Origin of the sequence: Mesorhizobium sp. 113-3-3 (assembly GCF_016756495.1) — a bacterium.
GTDB lineage: Bacteria > Pseudomonadota > Alphaproteobacteria > Rhizobiales > Rhizobiaceae > Mesorhizobium.
Genome location: NZ_AP023243.1, coordinates 4901337 through 4921225 on the forward strand (window position 1 = coordinate 4901337; position 19889 = coordinate 4921225).

Annotated in this window: 26 protein-coding genes; 9 read left to right on the top strand and 17 right to left on the bottom strand. The window is 62.3% G+C overall.

The genetic code is table 11. The annotated features are described in order from the left end of the window. The 4 genes from moaD to JG746_RS24185 form a co-directional block, all read right to left on the bottom strand. Positions 1 to 258, bottom strand: coding sequence for a molybdopterin converting factor subunit 1 (gene moaD, locus JG746_RS24170; RefSeq protein WP_027034532.1), 258 nt, complete (start codon positions 256 to 258; stop codon positions 1 to 3). 1 nt (position 259) lies between these two features. Beyond that, the gene (gene pgsA, locus JG746_RS24175; protein WP_010915213.1) at positions 260 to 856 is read right to left on the bottom strand and encodes a CDP-diacylglycerol--glycerol-3-phosphate 3-phosphatidyltransferase; all 597 of its coding nucleotides are present in this window, start codon (positions 854 to 856) and stop codon (positions 260 to 262) included. A gap of 96 nt (positions 857 to 952) precedes the next feature. Next, positions 953 to 3019: an excinuclease ABC subunit UvrC gene (uvrC, locus tag JG746_RS24180; RefSeq protein WP_202355010.1), complete on the bottom strand. Its 2067-nt coding sequence runs from the start codon at positions 3017 to 3019 to the stop codon at positions 953 to 955. Next, positions 3016 to 3780: an SDR family oxidoreductase gene (locus JG746_RS24185; RefSeq protein WP_202355011.1), complete on the bottom strand. Its 765-nt coding sequence runs from the start codon at positions 3778 to 3780 to the stop codon at positions 3016 to 3018. Before JG746_RS24185 ends, uvrC begins: the two co-directional genes overlap by 4 nt. A gap of 413 nt (positions 3781 to 4193) precedes the next feature. On the opposite strand from JG746_RS24185, the gene JG746_RS24190 reads away from it, so the two are divergent. Further along, positions 4194 to 4850, top strand: a complete 657-nt coding sequence (locus tag JG746_RS24190; protein ID WP_202355012.1) for an outer membrane protein — start codon at positions 4194 to 4196, stop codon at positions 4848 to 4850. Between the two features lie 62 nt (positions 4851 to 4912). Here JG746_RS24190 and JG746_RS24195 read toward each other — a convergent pair whose 3' ends face one another. Continuing rightward, on the bottom strand, positions 4913 to 5509 hold the full coding sequence (locus JG746_RS24195) for a glutathione S-transferase family protein (protein WP_202355013.1): 597 nt from the start codon (positions 5507 to 5509) through the stop codon (positions 4913 to 4915). Positions 5510 to 5966: 457 nt separating this feature from the next. Here JG746_RS24195 and JG746_RS24200 point away from each other — a divergent pair, with 457 nt between their 5' ends. Together JG746_RS24200 and JG746_RS24205 are read left to right on the top strand one after the other, a co-directional pair. Continuing rightward, positions 5967 to 6434, top strand: coding sequence for a hypothetical protein (locus JG746_RS24200; protein ID WP_202355014.1), 468 nt, complete (start codon positions 5967 to 5969; stop codon positions 6432 to 6434). 511 nt (positions 6435 to 6945) lie between these two features. Continuing rightward, positions 6946 to 7257, top strand: coding sequence for a transcriptional regulator (locus tag JG746_RS24205; protein ID WP_202355015.1), 312 nt, complete (start codon positions 6946 to 6948; stop codon positions 7255 to 7257). Positions 7258 to 7279: 22 nt separating this feature from the next. On the opposite strand, the gene JG746_RS24210 is transcribed toward JG746_RS24205, so the two are convergent. The 7 genes from JG746_RS24210 to JG746_RS24240 all read right to left on the bottom strand — a co-directional run bounded on the left by JG746_RS24210 (position 7280) and on the right by JG746_RS24240 (position 11162). Beyond that, on the bottom strand, positions 7280 to 7894 hold the full coding sequence (locus JG746_RS24210) for a LysE family translocator (protein ID WP_202355016.1): 615 nt from the start codon (positions 7892 to 7894) through the stop codon (positions 7280 to 7282). A gap of 74 nt (positions 7895 to 7968) precedes the next feature. Next, positions 7969 to 8115 carry a hypothetical protein gene (locus tag JG746_RS24215; protein WP_202355017.1) on the bottom strand — a complete coding sequence of 49 codons (147 nt, stop codon included), beginning with the start codon at positions 8113 to 8115 and terminating at the stop codon, positions 7969 to 7971. Continuing rightward, positions 8112 to 8948: a DMT family transporter gene (locus JG746_RS24220; RefSeq protein WP_202355018.1), complete on the bottom strand. Its 837-nt coding sequence runs from the start codon at positions 8946 to 8948 to the stop codon at positions 8112 to 8114. The genes JG746_RS24215 and JG746_RS24220 overlap by 4 nt, the downstream gene beginning before the upstream one ends. Further along, entirely contained in the window at positions 8945 to 9526 is a 582-nt protein-coding gene (locus JG746_RS24225) for a TetR/AcrR family transcriptional regulator (protein ID WP_202355019.1), read from the bottom strand. The genes JG746_RS24220 and JG746_RS24225 overlap by 4 nt, the downstream gene beginning before the upstream one ends. A gap of 278 nt (positions 9527 to 9804) precedes the next feature. Further along, positions 9805 to 10257, bottom strand: a complete 453-nt coding sequence (locus JG746_RS24230; protein ID WP_202355020.1) for a hypothetical protein — start codon at positions 10255 to 10257, stop codon at positions 9805 to 9807. Positions 10258 to 10346: 89 nt separating this feature from the next. Next, a complete protein-coding gene (locus tag JG746_RS24235; protein WP_202355021.1) occupies positions 10347 to 10709 on the bottom strand; it encodes a DoxX family membrane protein in 363 nt (120 codons plus the stop codon). A 30-nt stretch (positions 10710 to 10739) separates the two neighbouring features. Then, the gene (locus tag JG746_RS24240) at positions 10740 to 11162 is read right to left on the bottom strand and encodes a VOC family protein (protein ID WP_202355022.1); all 423 of its coding nucleotides are present in this window, start codon (positions 11160 to 11162) and stop codon (positions 10740 to 10742) included. A gap of 213 nt (positions 11163 to 11375) precedes the next feature. Between JG746_RS24240 and JG746_RS24245 the strand changes: the two genes are divergently transcribed. Then, entirely contained in the window at positions 11376 to 11912 is a 537-nt protein-coding gene (locus JG746_RS24245; RefSeq protein WP_244730427.1) for a DUF6597 domain-containing transcriptional factor, read from the top strand. Continuing rightward, entirely contained in the window at positions 11882 to 12148 is a 267-nt protein-coding gene (locus JG746_RS37235; RefSeq protein WP_244730429.1) for a helix-turn-helix domain-containing protein, read from the top strand. Before JG746_RS24245 ends, JG746_RS37235 begins: the two co-directional genes overlap by 31 nt. A gap of 36 nt (positions 12149 to 12184) precedes the next feature. Here JG746_RS37235 and JG746_RS24250 read toward each other — a convergent pair whose 3' ends face one another. The 3 genes from JG746_RS24250 to JG746_RS24260 all read right to left on the bottom strand — a co-directional run bounded on the left by JG746_RS24250 (position 12185) and on the right by JG746_RS24260 (position 14370). Then, the gene (locus JG746_RS24250; RefSeq protein ID WP_202355023.1) at positions 12185 to 13033 is read right to left on the bottom strand and encodes a 23S rRNA (adenine(2030)-N(6))-methyltransferase RlmJ; all 849 of its coding nucleotides are present in this window, start codon (positions 13031 to 13033) and stop codon (positions 12185 to 12187) included. 62 nt (positions 13034 to 13095) lie between these two features. Then, complete coding sequence (locus tag JG746_RS24255) at positions 13096 to 13701, bottom strand: hypothetical protein (RefSeq protein ID WP_202355024.1); 606 nt, start codon at positions 13699 to 13701, stop codon at positions 13096 to 13098. 18 nt (positions 13702 to 13719) lie between these two features. After that, positions 13720 to 14370, bottom strand: a complete 651-nt coding sequence (locus JG746_RS24260) for a TetR/AcrR family transcriptional regulator (protein WP_244730431.1) — start codon at positions 14368 to 14370, stop codon at positions 13720 to 13722. Positions 14371 to 14482: 112 nt separating this feature from the next. Between JG746_RS24260 and JG746_RS24265 the strand changes: the two genes are divergently transcribed. From JG746_RS24265 to galE, 4 genes are all read left to right on the top strand, one after another. Further along, on the top strand, positions 14483 to 14953 hold the full coding sequence (locus JG746_RS24265) for a carboxymuconolactone decarboxylase family protein (RefSeq protein WP_202355026.1): 471 nt from the start codon (positions 14483 to 14485) through the stop codon (positions 14951 to 14953). 106 nt (positions 14954 to 15059) lie between these two features. Then, the gene (locus tag JG746_RS24270) at positions 15060 to 15224 is read left to right on the top strand and encodes a hypothetical protein (RefSeq protein ID WP_202355027.1); all 165 of its coding nucleotides are present in this window, start codon (positions 15060 to 15062) and stop codon (positions 15222 to 15224) included. Between the two features lie 798 nt (positions 15225 to 16022). Further along, on the top strand, positions 16023 to 17063 hold the full coding sequence (locus tag JG746_RS24275) for a UDP-glucuronic acid decarboxylase family protein (RefSeq protein WP_202355028.1): 1041 nt from the start codon (positions 16023 to 16025) through the stop codon (positions 17061 to 17063). Beyond that, entirely contained in the window at positions 17060 to 18091 is a 1032-nt protein-coding gene (gene galE, locus JG746_RS24280) for a UDP-glucose 4-epimerase GalE (protein WP_202355029.1), read from the top strand. Before JG746_RS24275 ends, galE begins: the two co-directional genes overlap by 4 nt. Position 18092: 1 nt before the next feature. Here galE and JG746_RS24285 read toward each other — a convergent pair whose 3' ends face one another. Both JG746_RS24285 and JG746_RS24290 read right to left on the bottom strand, forming a co-directional pair. Then, positions 18093 to 18506, bottom strand: a complete 414-nt coding sequence (locus JG746_RS24285; RefSeq protein ID WP_202355030.1) for a hypothetical protein — start codon at positions 18504 to 18506, stop codon at positions 18093 to 18095. Between the two features lie 419 nt (positions 18507 to 18925). Then, positions 18926 to 19687, bottom strand: coding sequence for a DUF995 domain-containing protein (locus tag JG746_RS24290; protein ID WP_244730433.1), 762 nt, complete (start codon positions 19685 to 19687; stop codon positions 18926 to 18928). Between the last annotated feature and the right edge of the window lie 202 nt (positions 19688 to 19889).

Genomic DNA, 19889 nt, shown 5'->3' on the forward strand with positions numbered 1-19889 from the left:
TCAGCCCCCGGTCATCGGCGGGAACAGCGCGATCTCGCGTGCGCCCGCTATCTTTTCGCGGTGGTCGACATGTTCCTGGTTGATGGCAACGCGGATCACGTCGGGATATTGCAACGCGTGCTCGTAGCCTTCGCCGCGCGACTGCAGCCAGCGCAACAGGTCGGCGACCGTCTCGATGCCGGCGGGCAATTCGACATCCTCTTCAGGCATGCCGATACGTTCGCGCACCCAGGCAAAATAGATGAGGCGGGTCGTCATCTCACTCGTCCATGATGTGCTTGAGGCCGGCGCGGAAATAGTCGTAGCCGGTGTAGAGCGTGACGAGTGCGGCGATCCACAGCAGCACCAGGCCGGTCTGCGTCGTCAGCGGGAAGATCTTGTCGCCGGCCGGCCCCGCCAGCAGGAAGGCGATGGCGACCATCTGGATGGTGGTCTTCCATTTGGCGAGCTGCGTCACCGGCACCGAGACCTTGAGCGCCGCCAGATATTCGCGCAGGCCCGAGACCAGAATCTCGCGGCACAGGATGATGATGGCCGCCCACAGCGACCAGCCGGCAATGCCGGCATGGCGATCGGTGTCGGCCGCCAGCAGCAAAAGGCAGGTGGCGACCAGCAGCTTGTCGGCGATCGGGTCGAGCATCTTGCCGATGTTGGAGGTCTGCTGCCAGGCGCGCGCAAAATAGCCGTCGAAATAATCGGTGACGGACGCCAGCAGGAAAATGACCAGCGCCGACCAGCGGGCGAAGTCGCTCGATTTCAGATGGCCTTCGAGAAAAAAGCACAGCACCACCAGCGGCACCGCGATGATGCGGGCGTAGGTCAGCATGTTGGGCAGGTTGAACGCGCGCTGGGCCATATCTGGTGGACTCTTTCTGCCTGCGTACTCAAATCAGAAGGCAATGTAGGGGGTCAACAGGCCAGATTCGACTGGCCAGCTGAAAGTGCCGAATTTTCAACTTTCGTGGAAATGATTGTAGACCAGTTTGGCGACCTGTTCGGAAATACCGTCGACTTTCCTCAAATCCTCGATCGCGGCACGGCTGACGGCCTTGGCGGTGCCGAATGCCAGCAGCAGCGCCCGCTTGCGGCCGGGGCCGATGCCGGCAATCTCGTCCAGCGGGCTCTTGACCATCTCCTTCTTGCGCCGCGCCCGGTGCGACCCGATGGCGAAGCGATGGACCTCGTCGCGCAGCCGCTGGACGAAATAGAGCACCGGGTCGCGCACCGGCAGCGAAAACGAATCCTTGCCCTTGACGAAAAAGCGCTCGCGGCCAGCATCGCGGTCCTGGCCCTTGGCGATGCCGATCGCCACGACGCGGTCCTCGATGCCGAGATCGGCGAGAATCTTGCGTACCGCCGTCATCTGGCCCTGGCCGCCATCGATCAGGATGACGTCGGGCCAGGCCGGGAAGCTGCCGGAGATGTCGTCTTCGATATCATCCCCTGCTTCCGCCGAGGCGGCATCGTCGGGCACGACATCGCCATGCTCCTTGAGCAGCCGCGAAAAGCGCCGTTCCATCACCTCGCGCATCATGCCGAAATCGTCGCCGGGCGTGATCTCGGTCGAGCGGATGTTGAATTTCCGGTACTGGTTTTTGACAAACCCTTCCGGTCCCGCGACGACCATGGCGCCGACCGCATTGGTGCCCATGATGTGCGAGTTGTCATAGACCTCGATGCGCACCGGCGGCTTGGCCAGGCCGAAGGTCTCGGCGAAACCGGCAAGCAGGCGCCCCTGCGTCGAGGTCTCGGCCAGCCTGCGGCCCAACGCCTCGCGGGCGTTCTGCAAGGCATTGTCGGTCAGGTCCTTCTTTTCGCCGCGCTGCGGCACGGAGATCGCAACCTTGCGGCCGGCGCGGGTCGAAAGCGCCTCGGCCAGCAATTCCTGGTCCTCCACCGTGTGCGACAGAAGGATTGCCCGCGGCGTCGGCTTGTCGTCGTAGAACTGCGCCAGGAACGAGCCCAATACTTCCGATCCTTCCAGCGCGGGATCGGCTTTGGGGAAATAGGCGCGGTTGCCCCAGTTCTGGCCGGTGCGGAAGAAGAACACCTGGATGCAGACCTGGCCGCCCTCCTGATGGATGGCGAAGACATCGGCCTCGTCGACAGTGGCGGGATTGATGCCCTGGTGGCTCTGCACATGCGACAGGGCGGCCAGCCGATCGCGATAGATGGCGGCACGTTCGAAATCGAGGTCTTCGGACGCTTGCTGCATGGCGGCCGAAATCTCGGTCTTCACCTTCTGGCTGCGGCCGGACAAGAAATCCTTGGCCTCGGCGACCAGCTCGGCATAGCCCTCATGCGAGATTTCGCCGGTGCAGGGGCCGGCGCAACGCTTGATCTGGTAGAGCAGGCACGGCCGCGTGCGGTTCTCGTAGAACGAGTTGGTGCAGCTGCGCAGCAGGAAGGCGCGCTGCAGCGAATTGATGGTGCGGCCGACGGCGCCGGCTGAAGCAAAGGGGCCGAAATAGTCGCCTTTTCGCGACCGCGCGCCGCGATGCTTGTAGATGCCGGGCGAGACATGGTCGCCGGTCAAAAGGATATAGGGGAACGACTTGTCGTCGCGCATCAGCACGTTGAATCGCGGCCGCAAGCGCTTGATAAGATTGGCTTCGAGCAGCAGCGCCTCGATCTCGGTGCGGGTGACGACGAACTCCATCGTCGACGTCTCGCGGACCATGCGGCCAATGCGGCTGGTGTGGAACCTGCCTTGCGCGTAGTTGGTGACGCGCTTCTTCAGGCTGCGCGCCTTGCCGACATAGAGCACGTCGCCGGCGGCGTTCATCATGCGGTAGACGCCGGGCGCGTTGGGCAGCCGCTTGACCAGCGTCTGGATCACCTCGGCGCCGACCATGCCTTCGGCATCGCCGGCGTGCGGCGTCCAGTCGATGGCCGTGAAGGCGACATCCGGGCCTGTCGGTTCGACGATCTCCTCGAGCGCCTCGTCCTCGAGGTCGATTTCGGGAGGCAGGTCATCGGCGCCGCCGCGCGGCTTGCTCTTTTGGTCTAAAGGACTCATTCCGTCATGCCTGTCACATCGGGCGTCTGCCATGCAAGATGCTGGCCGCCATCGAGCGCGATCATCTGACCAGTTACCGAGCGCGCATCCCAGAGATAGCGGATGGTGGCGCCGAATTCCGGCAATTCCGGGCCGCGCTTCAGGATCAGGCCAGCGACCTGCGCGTCAAAATCGGAATCGTCCTGGCGCACATTCTTCAGTGTCGGGCCAGGACCGATCGCATTGACGCGAATGCGTGGGCCGAGCGCCTGCGCCAGCATCTGAGTCTGGGTCCACAAGGCCGACTTCGACAGAGCATAGGAGAAGTAGCGCGGCGTCGGCCGCCAGACGCGCTGATCGATGATGTTGACGATCAGGCCCTCGCGCCCTTCAGGCAAGGCGCGGGCGAAATTCTGCGCCAGCAGCGCCGGCGTTTTCACATGGATGGCAAAGTGACGGTCCCAGGCCTGCCAATCGAAATCCTCGACGGAATCGTCGACGAAGAGCGAAGCGTTGTTGACCAGCAGGGAGATCGGTCCCAGCTCGGCCTCCGCCTGGCCGACGAGGCCGCTGACGGCGTTCATGTCGGTCAGGTCCGCGCCAACCACGGCGGCGCGGCCGCCAGACCGATTGATCCCCGCGGCCAAGGCATCCGCCTCGTCGTCCGAGCGATTGGCGTGGATGGCGACGGCAAAACCATGGCCGGCGAGGTCTTCGACAATTGCCTTGCCGATCCGTTTCGCCCCGCCCGTCACAAGGGCCGCGGCAATGGCTTTGCTCATCTGCTGTCAATCCTCATTTTCGGGCCAAAAACACGGCGCCGACGAAATATGGCCCGGCATACGTTAAACGGCATTCGCACTTGGGGCGGCATTGTGGCGAAACGCCTGATCCGGCATGCCGACTCGTCTTGGAGTCGGAAGCGCCGGTACGCAATATAGGACGCTGGACTCCTTGCACCAAGCGGTGTGCAGCGCAGCATGAAATGGCTGCTGACATTTCGCTGTTGCGAAGATGCAACGTCAAGGTTCCGCCTCATTCGCGCCGGGGAATGACCCAAGTTCAGGTTCGCTTCAGCCGCATTTTGACACGACATTTGGAACCGACGAACGCCAGATCCGTTTCACCCCCCGGACGGGTTGATGGCGATCGTGAGAAACAAGCCTGTGTCCTGTGGCTTAAGGAGTAAAGAACAATGCAAGCCAATCTCAAATTCGCACGGCCGCTGGCCGTTGCGCTCGGGCTCTTCGCCCTCGGTGGTACTGCCTATGCCGCAGACGTCGTCCAGGAAGAGCCCCCGGCACCCGCACCGGTTGCCGAACTGCCCGTCGCATCCTGGGCCGGCCCGTATGCCGGTCTTAACGTTGGCTACGGCTTCAGCGGCCGTACCAAGGAGAAGGATCTGGGTTTTGAAACCGACACCAAGGGTTTCGTCGGCAGCGTCTTCGGCGGCTATCAGTGGCAGCAGGAGAACTTCGTGTACGGCGGTGAAGCCGAACTCGGCTATAACGGCGTCAAGGGTGACGATAACGGCATCCACTCCAAGGGCGGCTTCGAAGGCTCGCTGCGTGCCCGTCTCGGCTACGCTGTGACCCCGGAAATCCTGCTCTATGGTACCGGCGGTCTCGCCGGCAAAAGCCTGAAGGTGGAAGACAGCGATCTCGGCGTCAGCGACCGCGCCACGATGCTCGGCTGGACCGCCGGCGTCGGCACCGACATCAAGCTGACCGACAACGTCTTCGGCCGTGTCGAGTACCGCTACACGGACTTCGGCTCGAAGAGCTTCGACGGTATCGGCAAGGTCAAGGCCACCGACAACCGCGTCACCTTCGGCCTCGGCATGAAGTTCTAAGTCGTTCAAGCCACGACACGAAAAAGCCGGGCCTCGCGCCCGGCTTTTTTATTGCCGGCCGCTCAGGCCGGAATCGCCGACTTCAGCTCCGGAAATTTTTCGTCGAAACGCGCCGCCCAACGGGTCAGCCGGCCGCGGCCCTTTTCCCATTTGCCAGCGAAACGCAAAGAGAGATAGCCGAGGCAGGCACGCAAGGCCATCTGGCCGGCCGTGATCTTCTTGGGCAGTTTCGGCGGGTTGGCATTGAGCAGATCGAGCGCGGCGGTGATCTTCGCCCACTGCCGGTCGAGCCAGGGCTGATAAACCATCTCGTCAGGCCGGGTGCGGCGTTCATAGACCATCGACAGCGCGCAATCGCAGATGCCGTCAGCCAGCGCCTCCAGCACTTCCGCCTCGAGCCGCTTGTCGGGATTGCGCGGAAACAAGGCGTTCTTCGAAATCCGGTTGAGGTGCTGGGTGATGGCGCGGCTGTCGTGAACCGAGCGGCCATCGTCCAGTACCAGCACCGGGATCTTGCCGAGCGGATTGGCGCCGATCAGTTCGGCCGGTTTGTCCTCGGTCTTGACCGGCACTTCGTCGATCGCGATCCCGGCATAGGCCGCGGCCATCCTTACCTTGGAGCTGTAGGGAGAGGTGGAGGCGTAGAGCAGCTTCGGCATGATCGGTTTCCTGTTTGCAGGCGCTCAGTGTTGACTGGAGAGGCGCTTGCGATCAACCGCCAGGGCACGAAAAAACAACAGCCAGAAACCGGTTGCGGTTTCCGCTTCCAGACATCACGGACAGCCTACGAACTGACACGCTGGAACACGAGCGTGCGAAGACGGCAGTCTGACGGGATCAGACCTGCATTCGCATCTCAAGAAGCCCAGGCATCGTACCCAGACCTTCGCCGACTGCTACAAGGAGGCAACCCAAAGAGCGAGCGAGGCAGCCAACCGGCGCCTCGCTTTGCTTGCCCCTCGGTCCCACCCCGATGTTCAGCCCTCAGGGCTGAACCCGCTGCCGGACAGTTTCGATCCCGAGCGTCAGAGCGTCCTTGCGAATCCGAAGGGATACGCGACGCCCCAACGACCGGTCTACTTCTTGGCCGGAGCCTTCGCCTTCGCAGGCGCTGCCTTGGCCTTCGGCGCGGCGGCCTTCTTCACAGCCGGCTTGGTCGCGGCCGCTGCTGCTTTCGCGGCCGGCTTTGCCGCCGCTTTTGCTGCCGGCTTTGCCGCTGCCTTTGCGGCGGGCTTTGCCGCTGCCTTGGCGGGCGCTGCCTTCTTGGCGGCGGGTTTTGCCGCTGCCTTGGCTGCCGGCTTCTTCGCCGGTGCTGCCTTCGCCGCCGGCTTTGCCGCTGCCTTGGCGGGCGCCGCCTTCTTCACTGCCGGCTTCGCCGCTGCCTTGGCCGCCGGCTTCTTGGCAGGTGCTGCCTTCGCCGCGGGCTTTGCCGCCGCCTTCGCAGGCGCTGCTTTCTTCACTGCTGTTGCGGCCTTCGCCGCGACTGCTTTTGCGGGTGCTTTCTTTGCCGGTGCCTTGGATGCCGGCGCTTTAGATGACTGCTTAGCCATGTCATGCCCCTTCACGTTATGCCGATGGCCGTGAATGACCCCGGCGCGCAATGCATATCTGACTCGCGGCTCGCTAGCCAGCGAAGCAATGGTATGATTTTCTCAGCTTAAATTTTGGTTGAGATCGACACACGATCGCACTCATCATCACAAAAATCCGCTGCTGATCTTCTGACATCGCCAGCAATTTCACACCGGCACTCTCGATGCGAGCTGACGATGAAGCCACGAAGATTAGCAAGCCGCTTCACGCATGATCTTCGGCCGCGAATATCACGGCCTGCCACCTCATCGAAGCGATCATCTTCTGCAATCGAATGATCCATACGGATCACGAGCACGACGCGACGACCGATCTGAAGATCACCTTGTCAAGCGTGCTTCCATCATCCGTCGCCGATTGACAGATAACTCTGCAGAGCAGAGTATTCTGCAGAAGCAGGAGCTAGTGATTTGATTTCGATCACACAAAGGCAACCGACAGGACCCGCAATTGCCGGGTCACCTGGCGACAGTCCAGGGTTTTGCCGCAGTGGAGCCTATTGGTGAGCGCCGACGAGATCATCCATCAGAGCACACGGCTGAGGATCATGGCCGTCCTGAACACGCTGGAAAGGCGTGAGGCACTGGAGTTCACCCAGTTGAAGGCCATGATCGAAACCACTGATGGGAATCTCGGAGCACATCTCGATACGCTGGCCAGGGCAGGCTATGTCGATGTCGAGAAGCTTTTCGTCGGGCGACGGCCGCAGACCCGGGTCAAGGCAACGACGATTGGGCGGCGGGCCTTTCGCGGCCATATCGCTTTTCTCCGCAAGATCATCGACCAGGCCGAACCGGCGCAGCGCAGGAAATAGCGCTGCGACTGAGCGCTCTCTGTCAGCGCGTGACGACCACGGCAACGCCGGCGCCGATCATGACGCCGCCCGCCGCGCGGTTGACCCGGCGCACAATCCGGGGCGTGCGCAACAGGCCGCGGGCGCGGCCGGCAAGGAGGACATGCCCGCCGATAACAACAATCTCGACAGCCAGGATCACTGCGACGAGGATGCCGAGATGAGATGATGTCAGCGAGGCGCCGACGACGTTGGGCAGCAGTGCCACATAGAACAGCGGCATTTTCGGATTGCCGAGATTGAGCGCGACACCGGTGGCGAAGATCGTCAGCAGGCCGCGCCGCCCGGAGACAGGCTGCAGATCCGGCACGACGGGCACTGCCGTCCAGAGCTTGACGCCCTTCCAGATCAGATAGGCCGCTCCGCCGTAGCGAAGCACCGTCATGACGATTGCCATCTTGGCGGCGATGATCGACAGGCCGAAGGCCGCGAGCATCAGGAAGATGAGGATGCCGACCACCGTGCCGGCGCTATAGGCGATGCCCGACGCGGCGCCGCTGGAGATCGTGCGGGCGACGATCGTCATGTTGTCGGGACCGGGGCTGGCGGCGAAGACGAAGAAGGCGGCCGCGAAGGCAAGGACGGTGGCAAGGTCCATGAAGGCTCCCGAAAGTGATGTGTCGCTCTCGGGTGTTCAGCTTAGCCGATTTGCCCGCCGGCGATACCCCGACTTCAGGGCCTTCGTGACACCACCAGCGCCGCCGCGGCGGATGCCGCGCTGAACAGGCAGGCGCCGCTCCAGCCCCACGCCGAATAGGCAAGTCCCGCCAGACCCGAGCCGCAGGCGCGCGTGCCGGCAGGCGCATGCATTGTCGTCACGATTGATAACCGAGGCAGATGGCGCCGAGCGCGACGACGGCGCAGGCGCCGACCCGCCGGGGCGTCAGCGTCTCGCCAAGAAACAGCCGGCCGATGAAAGCGGCGAAGACGACGCTGGTCTCGCGGATCGCCGTGATCGGACCGGCAGGCCCGAGCGCGAAGGCCGCCACCACGACGCCATAGGCGAGAAGCGCGAACAGGCCGCCGCCCAGTGCCTTCCAGGTTTCGGGCGCCCGCGGGTCGACGGCGAGCCGGCCGCGACAGGCGATGAAGGTCGCCGGCAGCAAGGCGCCATAGGCGAGCAGCACCCAGGCGGTGTAGGCGCCGACATTGCCGGCCGCGCGAACGCCGATCGCATCGACCGTCGCATAGGCGGCGATGATTGCTCCCGTCGCCAGCGCATAGAGGATCGATGTCGTGGCAGCTCTTCCGCGTCCGAGCGATAGCCCCATGATGCCGCTACCGACCAGGGCGACGCCGACAGTCTCCAGAACGCTGAGCTGCTGGCCGGCGAGCAGGAAGCCACCAAGGGTGACGAGCAGAGGCACGCTGCCGCGAACAATCGGATAGACCTGTCCCAATTCGCCATATCGGTAGGCGGCCACCAGAAACACGCTGTAGCCGACCTGCAGGCAGGCCGAGAGCCCGACATAGAGCCAGGCCGATGGGGCTGGAAAACCGTTGACGATGGCCAACGGAACGGCCAGCGCCGTGCTGGAGAAGCTCATGACGGTGACGGTCCACAACCTGTCGGCGCCGGTTCGCAGAAAAGCATTCCAGCTTGCGTGCAGGATCGCCGCGAAAAGCGCGAGCCCGATGACCAGCGGGCTCATTGCGGCCCGCGCGAGGCAGCGACGATTCCCAGGGCGGTCTTGCGGGCTTCGCGCAGAGCGGTATTCCCCTGCCCCATCTGCGCCATCAGGGTCGCCCCTTCGATCAGCATCAACAGGGTTGCCGCCACGTTCTCGGCCCGGCCGCGCGGCATCACCTCCGACAGGATCGATCGCATGCGCTGGCGAAGGCCGTTCTTCTGCCTGGCGACAGCCTCGAACACGGGATGCCCGGGGTCGCCAAACTCGGCCAGCGCATGCGCGAACAGACAGCCGTGGAAATCGGGACTGCGGAACCAGCGGCGATGCCAGTCGAATATCTCCGCGATCTTCTGCTCCGGCGTGATGTCCTTGCGGGCAAGCTGGTCGAGCTGACCGTCAAAACGCCGGGCGCGATAGTCGAGTACCGCGACGATCAACTCGTCCTTGCTGGGGAAATGACGGTACATCGTCATCTTGGCCACGTCGGCCTCGGCGATGATCCGGTCGATGCCGGTGGCATGGAATCCGGCGCGCTTGAACAGCGCGTAGGCGGTTTCGACGACATGCTGGCGTTTGTCGGAGAGAGGCGACGGTGTCATGGCATCCAACAAGTGATGAGACAGGTCTGTCTCATCAGAGTGCAATGGATCGCGTTTTCTGTCAACACAACAAAACGCCTGCGGCTGATCAAGCCGCAGGCGTCAAAACAATCGGGAATTTGGAAGACTGCGTTTAGGGAATGTTGAGATGCAGGTCAGGCCGAGTCGAAAACGGTGGCTTCCGAGAACCGGAGCGGAGCGTACTTAAAGTACGCGAGCACCAGAAGCGCAGGAAGCTGCCGTTTGCAGGCCGGCCTCACCTGAATATCAACATTCCCTTAGCGCAGGACGCGGCAGCGGCCGTTATAGACCATCCAGCGGTCGAAGCCCGAGACGCAGAATTCGACATTGTCGCCGATCGAGGCGAAGCCCTGGCCTTCCTCGATCAGGTACCAGATGGTTCGGTCGCGCCCGTCGGAGAGGCTGACGGTGGCGCCGCAATAGCGGCGGCCGATCGGCCAGGTGTCGTTGGCCGGCAGATAGCGGTGCTGGTGGATACGCCGGAAATCGGTGATCTGCACGTCAGGCAGATGCGGCACGTGATGCACCTGGTAGGAGAAGCGGCTGGTGATCTTGCTCAGCACCCAGGGCTGGCCGCAGACGCCGCCATCATCGTCAGAATAGACGGCAAGGTCGGCCGCCTGCGCCGTCTGGGTGATAGCGAGAGGCGCGGCTAGCGGGGTGCAGAGCGAAATCAGGGCGGCAAGTGCGGATTTGGCGAAGCGAGTCATGGCAGCCTCTCAAGGTCGATTGCGCGCACTGTGCGGATTCGCTTGGCGGCGGTCAAGCGGTTGCCGAAACAATGGTTTCCAGAACAAGACTATGCGGTTGCCGCAAGCAGCAATCCGCCAATAACGGCGAAGTTGACCAGAAAGGCGGATCGCAGCGTCTGCCGTTCCAGGCCCTCACAGGCCCAGAACCGCAGTAGGAGCATGTTCGCCGCCAACGTAAACACCGCCAGCGCGGCGGCGGCGAATAGCATCGCAATGCCCATGGCAAGCAAGGAGCCGGCGACAATCTCCAACGCGGAACCCGCCGCGAGCAGGACGACCGGAGCTGGAAATTGCCGGGCGGTCAGATACTCGGTCATTGCCCTGAACTTCACGAAATGCTCGATGCCGGCCCATACAAACACGCCGCCGATCAGAAGCGCGCCCAGCGCCTGAACCGTTTGAACGAACATGCCAACCTCCTACCAGATGCCTGCCAGGGTTCAGTCCTCGGGAAGGAAGGCAGGGTTGAAGACGACTTCCCACAGATGGTCGTCCGGATCCTGGAAATAGCCGGCATAGCCACCCCAGAACGTGTTCTGCGCCGGCCTGACAAGGCGCGCGCCGGCGCTGATGGCCTGCGCCATCGCGGCATCGACCTCGGCCTCGCTCGTGACATTGTGGCCGATGGTGAACTCCGTCGGGCTGCGGCCGGTCTGGGCGATGCCGGCATCAACAGCGATGTTGGAGCGTTCGAAGATCGCGAACTTCAAGCCATTCTGCAGATCGAAGAAGGCGACGGCGCCGTTCTCGAACTCTTTGCCGATAATGCCTTCGGTCGGAAACCCCAGTCCGTCTCGGTAGAATTCGAGCGATGCTTCCAGATTGTCGACACCAAGCGTGATGACACTGATGCGAGCTTTCATTTTGATTTCTCCTTTCTATATTCGGAACTTGCACCGTATCGGTGACCTCGGACGCCGATGTGGTCGCCAATGGCATCGAAAAGGCTTGGTGCGGTTTGCCATGGCGGGAGCGGCCCGCATTGAAGATTTCGGCCAAAACGGCCGAGGCAGCGGACCCAAATGGCGAGCCGACGAGAAGACCCAGGTCCGAGCAGACTGACGAAGGCTGAAGGGATGGAAGCTGTACTGGCGCAGACCACCGGCTTTTTCCAGGAACGCCCCGCGGACAGGCGGCTGGCTGCCGCTTTCGCGTCCGTCTGGGTCCACCGCATGCAGGACCGGGACGCTCCGCCTGTCGTGATAACCCCGGATGCGACGATCGACCTGCAGTGGATCGACGGCCGGTTCCGGGTCGCGGGACCGGACCGGGAGCCGCAGATCGAGACACTGCCGTCAGGATCGACGATTGTCGGATTGAGATTCCGGCCAGGGGCGGCCGCCGGCTGGCTGGGCGTGCCGGCCAACCGGATCGTGGGAGAACGCCTTGACCTCGGCGACCTCTGGGGTGAGCGGGCGCGCCATCTGGCGGACCGTATCCACGCCACGCCCGATCTCGCCGGCATGGTAAGACAATTGGAGGAGGCAATCGGGGCACACACGCTAGAGCACCGTGCATCCGACACGGTCATGGGCCATGCCTTCGATCTGATTGACCAAGGACGCCAGCCGACAAGCCGCTGGTGCCGTACCTGCTGCGCACCTTGCATTTGAGCGAGCGGACGCTGCGTCGCCGTTTCGAGGAAAGTTTCGGCTACGGCCCCAAGACGCTCGACCGCATCCTGCGCTTTCATCGCTACCGGTGCCTGAGGCAAACGTCCAGCGATGCTTCAACCGCGATGCTGGCGGTCGAAGCCGGTTATTCGGATCAGGCTCATCTGATACGCGAGAGCAGGCGACTGTCCGGCGCCACGCCATCGACTTTCGCAGGCGCCTCGTCGAGAACATAGCAGTTCCTCGACCGTCGCGGTCGAAGCCGTGCCCGCCTACTCTCCGGCCAGCCACTCCAGCGACCAGTGCGCCGGCTTTTCCACGGCGAGCAATTTGTGCAGGGCCGGCAACACGGTTCGCAATTCGCCTTCCAGCGTGAAGGGCGGGTTGACCACCACCATGCCGCTGCCATCGAGGCTGGGTTCCGAAGAGGCCGGCCTGATCTCGAATTCTATGTCGAGGATTTTCGGGATGCCCGATTGCTTCAGCGCCTTCCTGAAGGCGATCACCGCCTTGCGGTCCTTGATAGGATACCACAGCGCATAGATGCCGCCGGGCCAGCGCTTGTGCGCCCTGGTGAGCCCGTCGACGAGGCGGCCGAACTCGCCCTCCTCCTCGAAGGGCGGATCGATGAGCACAAGGCCGCGCTTTTCCTTCGGCGGCACATGCGCGCCGAGTGCCAGCCAGCCATCGAGTTCCATCACCCTCACCTGGAAATCGCCGACGAATTCCGCCTTCAGCTTGGCGGCGTCTTTCGGATGCAGTTCGATCGCCGACAACCGATCCTGCTTGCGCAGGAGGTGGCGCGCGAGCAGCGGCGAACCCGGATATTTCTTGACGCCGTCCCCGGGATTGAGCGACCGCACCGCCTCCAGATAAGGCGCCAGCAGCGCGGCCGCCTTCACATCGAACGAGGCATCTATCAGCCTGCCGATGCCGCCCTGCCACTCGCCGGTCTTCTGCGCCTCGACCGAAGACAGGTCGTAGCGGCCGATGCCGGCATGGGTGTCGACGACACGAAACGCCTTGTCCTTCTGCTTGAGATAGTCGAGCAGGCGTGTCAGCACGACATGCTTGACGACATCGGCGAAATTTCCGGCGTGGTAGGCGTGGCGATAGTTCATGATCCGTTGCCGTTACGCATGTCGTTGTCCCAAAACCGCTGCACACTTTTGAGCGACATGCGTCAACCCCTACCCCAACGCGGCGGCGGTGGTTGCGAGTTCGGGTTGTCCGGCCGGCCGCCGCCAGAACGCAGGGACAGCAGGAAGCCGATCAAACCGATCGCCATCAGCGAGAAACCGACCGGCCGCGCACGCCGGTCGGCTTCGCCGACGCCGGAGCGCAGGATGAGATCGACCGCGCGCATCGGGATGTCCTCGGCATCGCCGGGGCCGACGGTGAAGACATAAGGACCGGAATTTACAGTGGCGATGACGCCGGCCTCGTCGCGAAAGATCTTGTCGGGCAGCTGCGGGCTGACCTGGCGCGGATTGTCGACATGGTTGAACTGCAGCGTCGAGGCAAGCACCGTGCGGCTATTGGTGGCGGCGGTCAGCGTCAACACCGTGCGCTGCTGCGAAACGATGCGTTCGGCCCGCGCGGTGAGATCGACCAGGACCCGTACCGGCGCGTCGCGGCCTGACAGCGACACGGTCAGCGGCTTGAAGCGGCCTTGCTCATAGACCCGCCAGGTACCGATCTCGCGGCCGGAAAAATTGGTCATCGCCCAGGGATAGATGAGGCCGACGCCGGTGCCGGCGAGCAGGATCAGGACAAACAGAAAGCGCATTCAGAACTCACCCCGTAGTCACACCTTGCCGGACAGCTGGCTTGCGCCGGCACCGTCGCGCAGGCGTTCCATCTCGTCCAGCAGCATGTCGAGGCCGAGTTCGAATGTTTTGTCGAATTCGGCGGTGCCGAAGAAGCGCCCGGCGGCCATGACATTGGGAAAATCCCGGGCCAGTTGCTCGTCGCTGACCGTGTTCACCGCCGACGGGCCCTTGGCATAGCCGGCGTTCTCGTCCAGCACCGCGCCCATCAGATAATAACCGACGGCACGGAAAAGCCTGGCGCTGAGTTCGGCGTCGAAGCCGCCATCCCTGAACAGGCTCAGAATGCCGTTCAGCCAGGCAAGGCAGATCGGCGAGTTCATCCGGTAAGTGACGAAGAAAGCAGCATAGGCGGGATGGTCGTGGCCGATACGGCGAAAATCCTCGATGGCGACGCGCATTCTTTGCCGCCACGGAAGGCCGGCGTCAGGGATTTCAAGAGGACCGACCAGGCGGTCGACCAGCGCTTCGTGCAAATGCGCCACCGAAGGAAAGTGGTGATAGATGCTCATCGCCTCGCAACCGAGTGCCGCCGCCAGCTTGCGCATTGAAAAGCCGGCGAGCCCTTCCTTCTCGATCACCTCGAAGGCAGCGTCCTCGATCATTTCGCGCGACAGGCGCCCGCGCACTCGCTTTTTTTTGATTGATGAGTCCATTGCGCCGCTTGACAACTTACACTGTAAGGCTCATTTTCCGCATCACCTTACATCGTAAGGCTAACAAAGACCAGAGGAGAATGTCATGTCCAGTTATCGCATTCTTTCATCCGTGCTTTCATCGCTACACCACCGCTGCCTGCTCGCCGCCGCCGGCTGTGCGCTGGCCCTGGTCGCGGCACCTGCCTATGCCGACGACTATGATGCGACCCTCAAGGATATCCAGGCGACCATGGGCGGCGTACCGAGTTTTGTGAAACAGTTTCCCAAGGCCGGTCTGCCCGGCGCCTGGGCCGAGGTCAAGGCCATTGAGCTCAACGACAAAACGGCGCTGCCGCCAAAGGTCAAGTCGCTGATCTCGCTGGCAGTGGCGGCGCAGATTCCGTGCAACTACTGCATCTGGTCGGACACGCAGGACGCCAAGCGCGCAGGCGCCACCGACGAGGAGATACAGGAAGCCGTGGCAATGGCTGCGCTGACCCGCCATTGGAGCACCATCTTCAACGGCATGCAGGTCGATTTCGACACATTCAAGAAGGAGATGGGCGGGCAGTAGGCCATTCGACCTGGAAGCGGTCGACCGCCTCCAGGTTGATCCGAGCCCAATCGACAAAAGAGCAATGCGACCGTCTTGTCGTGCCCCGCCAGGGGATGGCCCGCGGATGCAGACCATCCCCCGGCTCAGGTATTTTACAACCGGTTGTGCCGAGGTGCCGTCGCGTGCATACGCGATCGCGCAATGGACGGCGCTCTCTACCTATGCGCTCAATGCCATTATCGAGATCATCGATGTTGCGGCGTGGAATGGACACAGGCGCTTTTTCTGACCAAAATGACCGTTGATCCGCGCCATGCGAATAAGAGGCCTTTATGCACAAAGCCTTTGAGCAGTCCGATGAAGCAAGGTCGCGGTTCAAATCATCCCGGGCGCAGCGGTTTTCCATTCAATTTTTGGCTCTCGCCTTTCTATTCTCCATAAGTGGCTGCGATGAATCCTCTTTTCGCAAGGAAATACTGGCAAAGTATTCACACCCAGACATTTATATTTGCAGCCCAAGCGGCTTTGGCCAGCAGTCTCATTGCGAACTGAAAATTTGACATCCGCGGGGGATTGCCCAAGGCCGCTTTTTATTTAGGTATATTTCCTTGGATACGGTCCGAGACGCGCGATGGAGTGGCGGCCTCGGCATTCTCAGCCCCAGCATTGCATCGGCGGTCGATCCAAACCATTGACTTGCAACGACTATCTCCCCGGACGCTCACGGTCTGGATTTGCAGGCCCGAGCCTATCCGAGGGTTAACCATTCGCGAATTGTTGTAGTTAAGAAATTACTAATTTAGTTGACTATGATCCCTACAGGTATATTTTTAGTACGTTGGGATGTGCAATTTGGGCGAGCAATCGACGATGACGGCACCGAGCGTGTGATCGCGATTTTGGGGCGTGGAAGCGGGTGAGCGGCCGCACGTAAACCGTGCGGCCCGACCCGGCGAACCCAAAGGTCAGTTAACGCACATCAATGGGCAGCAAATCCGCTGATGCGGAGGGTTTGTCACGTTCTGAAGGCGTTGCCGGGCCGTTGTCCCGGCGCGGCGATAGCGTGCGCGTTGCGTAGGGGAAAAGCATGAGCAAGATCATCAAGGTTCTGAAACTGGGATCCGGGATCGGTCAAAGGGAGCCTCACCAAAAACGACGTCGCGCCCTGGTTGCCGGGGGCGCAGGTTTCCTGGGGTCGCATCTGTGTGAACGCCTGTTGCGGGACGGGTATGACGTCGTCGCGCTGGACAATTTCCACACCGGCAAGAGATACAATCTCAACACCCTTCTGCGCGATCCCAGATTCACCTGCATCGAGCACGACATCGTCGATCCTCTGCCTGTCGGCCTTGAGGCCGACGAGATCTACAATCTCGCCTGCCCTGCCTCTCCGCCACACTACCAGGCGGATCCGATCCATACATTCAAGACGAGCGTGCTCGGTTCGCTGAACCTTCTGGAACTCGCGCGCCGGAACAATGCCAAGATATTCCAGGCCTCGACCTCGGAGGTTTATGGCGACCCGTTAGTGCACCCGCAGCCCGAGAGCTATTTTGGCAACGTCAACACGCATGGACCGCGGTCCTGCTATGATGAAGGCAAGCGCTCGGCCGAAACCCTGTTCTTCGACTATTCGAGGACATATGGGCTCGACATCCGCGTTGCCCGCATCTTCAACACCTACGGCCGCCGCATGCAGCCCGATGACGGGCGCGTGGTCTCGAACTTCATCGTCCAGGCGTTGCGCGGCGAAGACCTGACCGTCTATGGCAGCGGCCTGCAAACCCGTTCCTTCTGTTACGCCGACGACCTTATCGAGGGCTTCATACGGCTGATGAATGCGCCGCGCGCGCCTGCCCATCCGGTCAATCTCGGCAACCCCGGCGAGTTCACCATCATGGAACTCGCAACGCTGGTTGTCGGCTACACCAATTCGAGGTCGAAGATCGTGCATCGGCCATTGCCGGTCGACGATCCCAGGCAGCGCAAACCGGATATTTCCTTCGCCAGGGACAATCTTGGTTGGGAGCCGAGGATCAACCTGGCCCAGGGGCTCGCCCACACCGTCGACTATTTCGACACCTTGCTCTACGGACGCAGGATGATCACCGGGGCCGCGGCTTCATGAGCCGACCGGCGGTCCTGGTCACAGGTGGAGCCGGCTTCATCGGCAGTCACACCTGCAAGCTGCTGGCCGCCGCCGGTTATCTGCCCGTGGCTTTCGACAATCTGAGCCGCGGCAACCGGAAATCCGTCGCCTGGGGACCTCTTGTCGTCGGCGATATCCGGAACCGGGATGCGCTGCGGGCGGCGATCGGGACGTACCGGCCGATTTCGGTCATCCACTTCGCGGCGCTGGCTTATGTCGGGGAATCCGTCGGCGAGCCGGCCGACTATTATTCGACCAACGTGACCGGGACCATCGCCGTGCTCGACGCGGCTCGCGCGCACGCCGTCGACAACATCATCTTCTCCAGCAGTTGCGCCACCTACGGCGTGCCGGAGGCGTTGCCCGTTCGCGAGACCTCCTTGCAAAATCCGATCAGCCCTTACGGGCGCACCAAGCTGATGGGAGAGCAGATCATCGGCGACTATGCGTCCGCCTATGGGATGAGATTCGCGATCCTGCGCTATTTCAACGCCTGCGGCGCCGATCCCGATGGCGAGCTCGGCGAGTGGCATTCACCGGAAACGCATCTCGTTCCCAGGGTGCTGATGGCGGCGTCCGGCATCACCGACGAAATCGAAGTCTTCGGCACGGACTATGACACGCCGGACGGCACCTGCGTGCGTGATTATATCCATGTCAGCGACCTGGCCAGCGCCCACCTGAAAGCGCTCCAGCATCTCGAGGGCGGCGGACAAAGCCTGGCGGTCAACCTCGGCACAGGACGCGGCGTATCCATCCGGGAGATCATACAGGCGGTCAGCCGGATAACTTCAAGACCGGTTCCGGCCGTCTTCAGAGCCAGGCGCCCGGGAGATCCGGCAGAGCTCTATGCCGATCCGGGCAAGGCGCGCGCCGATCTTGGCTTCGTGCCGCAGCTTTCCGACATCGACACGATCGTCAGGACGGCGGCCCCGTTCTTCGGATTGCGGGCAAAGCCGGCGGACCTGCCGCCAGGCAAGGCGGGGGCATCGCTCGCTGCTCGCTAGATCAGAGATAGCGCGGGTGGCAACTGGCGCGCTGGCCAAATCCGCTGGGACTGCAAACATAGGGCGAACTACCCGGAAACGATCCGCCAATGGCCGGATTGTAGGAGATCCTCACGGGTCCCGGCGCGCCGATTTTGACCCGCTGCGGTGATACGAAAGCGTAGTCGATTTCGGTCGACCCTATCGTGCTCGTCATCAGAATCTGAGGCTCGGCTCTAGGCGAATGAACCGTGGACATGGCGTAGACCGGCGGAACCGCGGGTTTGACGCGGGCCGGGTGGACGACGGGCTTGAGAGCGACCGCATCGGTTTTGGTCGGATCCAGGCCCTGACAACCCGAAATGATCGCCACGGCCGCAACAATGCATAGGTTGTACTTGCCTGGGCGAAATGCGCCCGTCGTGGAATTGCTCATCACGTGTCCCCTCCTAATCAGGCCAAGGGCGAGGTGCGGCGTTCCATGCTCTCGTTGCCTTCACGCCGCATGAGTAGCCACCCGCCACTTACAATCACGCCGAATATTAGACAATGCTTATTAAACAAACCGTGCAGTCAGGCGCAACCTCTCGCCTTTTTGGGGAATGGAATGCAATTCATTGGGGATCGGTGCCCCGGCGACTCCGGTCGGACCCCATCCCTCAGCCTTCACGATAAGTGATTCGCAACTTCCTGGACAGGTTCCCAGCAGGCAGCCTGCCGTCGAACCAGAGACCGATTTGGCGGTCCAACCCGCCACAATGGGGCGAAGCAGGATCGCGAAAACCGCCGGCCGCGACAATTCTCATTGCGGCACGCCGCAAGGCACCACCGGGCTCAGTATGGCTGAAACGCGACCTAGTTATTGGAATCGATCAGCTTGCGGGTCTCTTCGAACTGCGCGGCCTTGGTGTCGCCCACCTCGAATTTCCGGTATTCGTCGGAAAGGTCCTCGGGGGTTCGCTTGAAGCTGTACCACGCCCCGTCCGGATCCTTTCGCTGCTCGATGGCCCCGCCCCTGACACGGTGGCTGTAGCAGGTGCGTTGCGGCTTGCCCTTGTAGCTCTTGGTTCGCCAGGCGACTTCCATGCACATCTTGCCGTCTTTGGTCACCAGCCACCTGCCCTCGGCGACGGAGGCTGAGTCCTGCCCCGACGTCCAGGCCCGGAGAGGGCGGGCGGCCTGTCCAAAATAGGCGGCCCCGTCTTTCCATAGCCATGTGCGGTTCGAGTAGAGAAGCTGCAGCTCATAGGCCGTCGGCACGGTGACGGCGGCTTCCGCAGGTTTGGGGTTCTCTTCGCTGGCCGCCCGAGCTGTTCCGGAAAGCGCCAACTGACCACAAACGACCAGCAGGAGCGCAAGCCAAACGCGTCTGCCGGACTGGCGGCGTTCCCGCTCACGACCTGTGCAAGGCCAGGGCAATCCGGTCGAAACTGTCAGCGCAATCAGCGGTCGCATTTCGGTTTTCACACCCCGATCCAGCGTAGCGCCGACACGACCATGACCCAGAACGCCCCACCACGGAGCGTTCTCTCCATCGACACAACGCTGGATTTCCCAGGCCGCGCGGTCAGCAGTTGGTTTTGCGAGTATTAACAGCCGGGCAAAGACCGATGTCAATCTTTTGCGCCGTAACGAGGTGCCACGGGCCGAGGGACCAACAAGCCCCGTAAACCAGGCCGGCCTACGACTTCGACGTCAGGCCACGAGAGCCGACCTAAGACGGCGCGAAGACGCGTGTCGATCGGTATCTGTGCAAATGGAAATCCGGGCGCGGGAGGCGGGTGGCGAAGCCTTAGCCGCCCGATTTCTCACGCCCGGA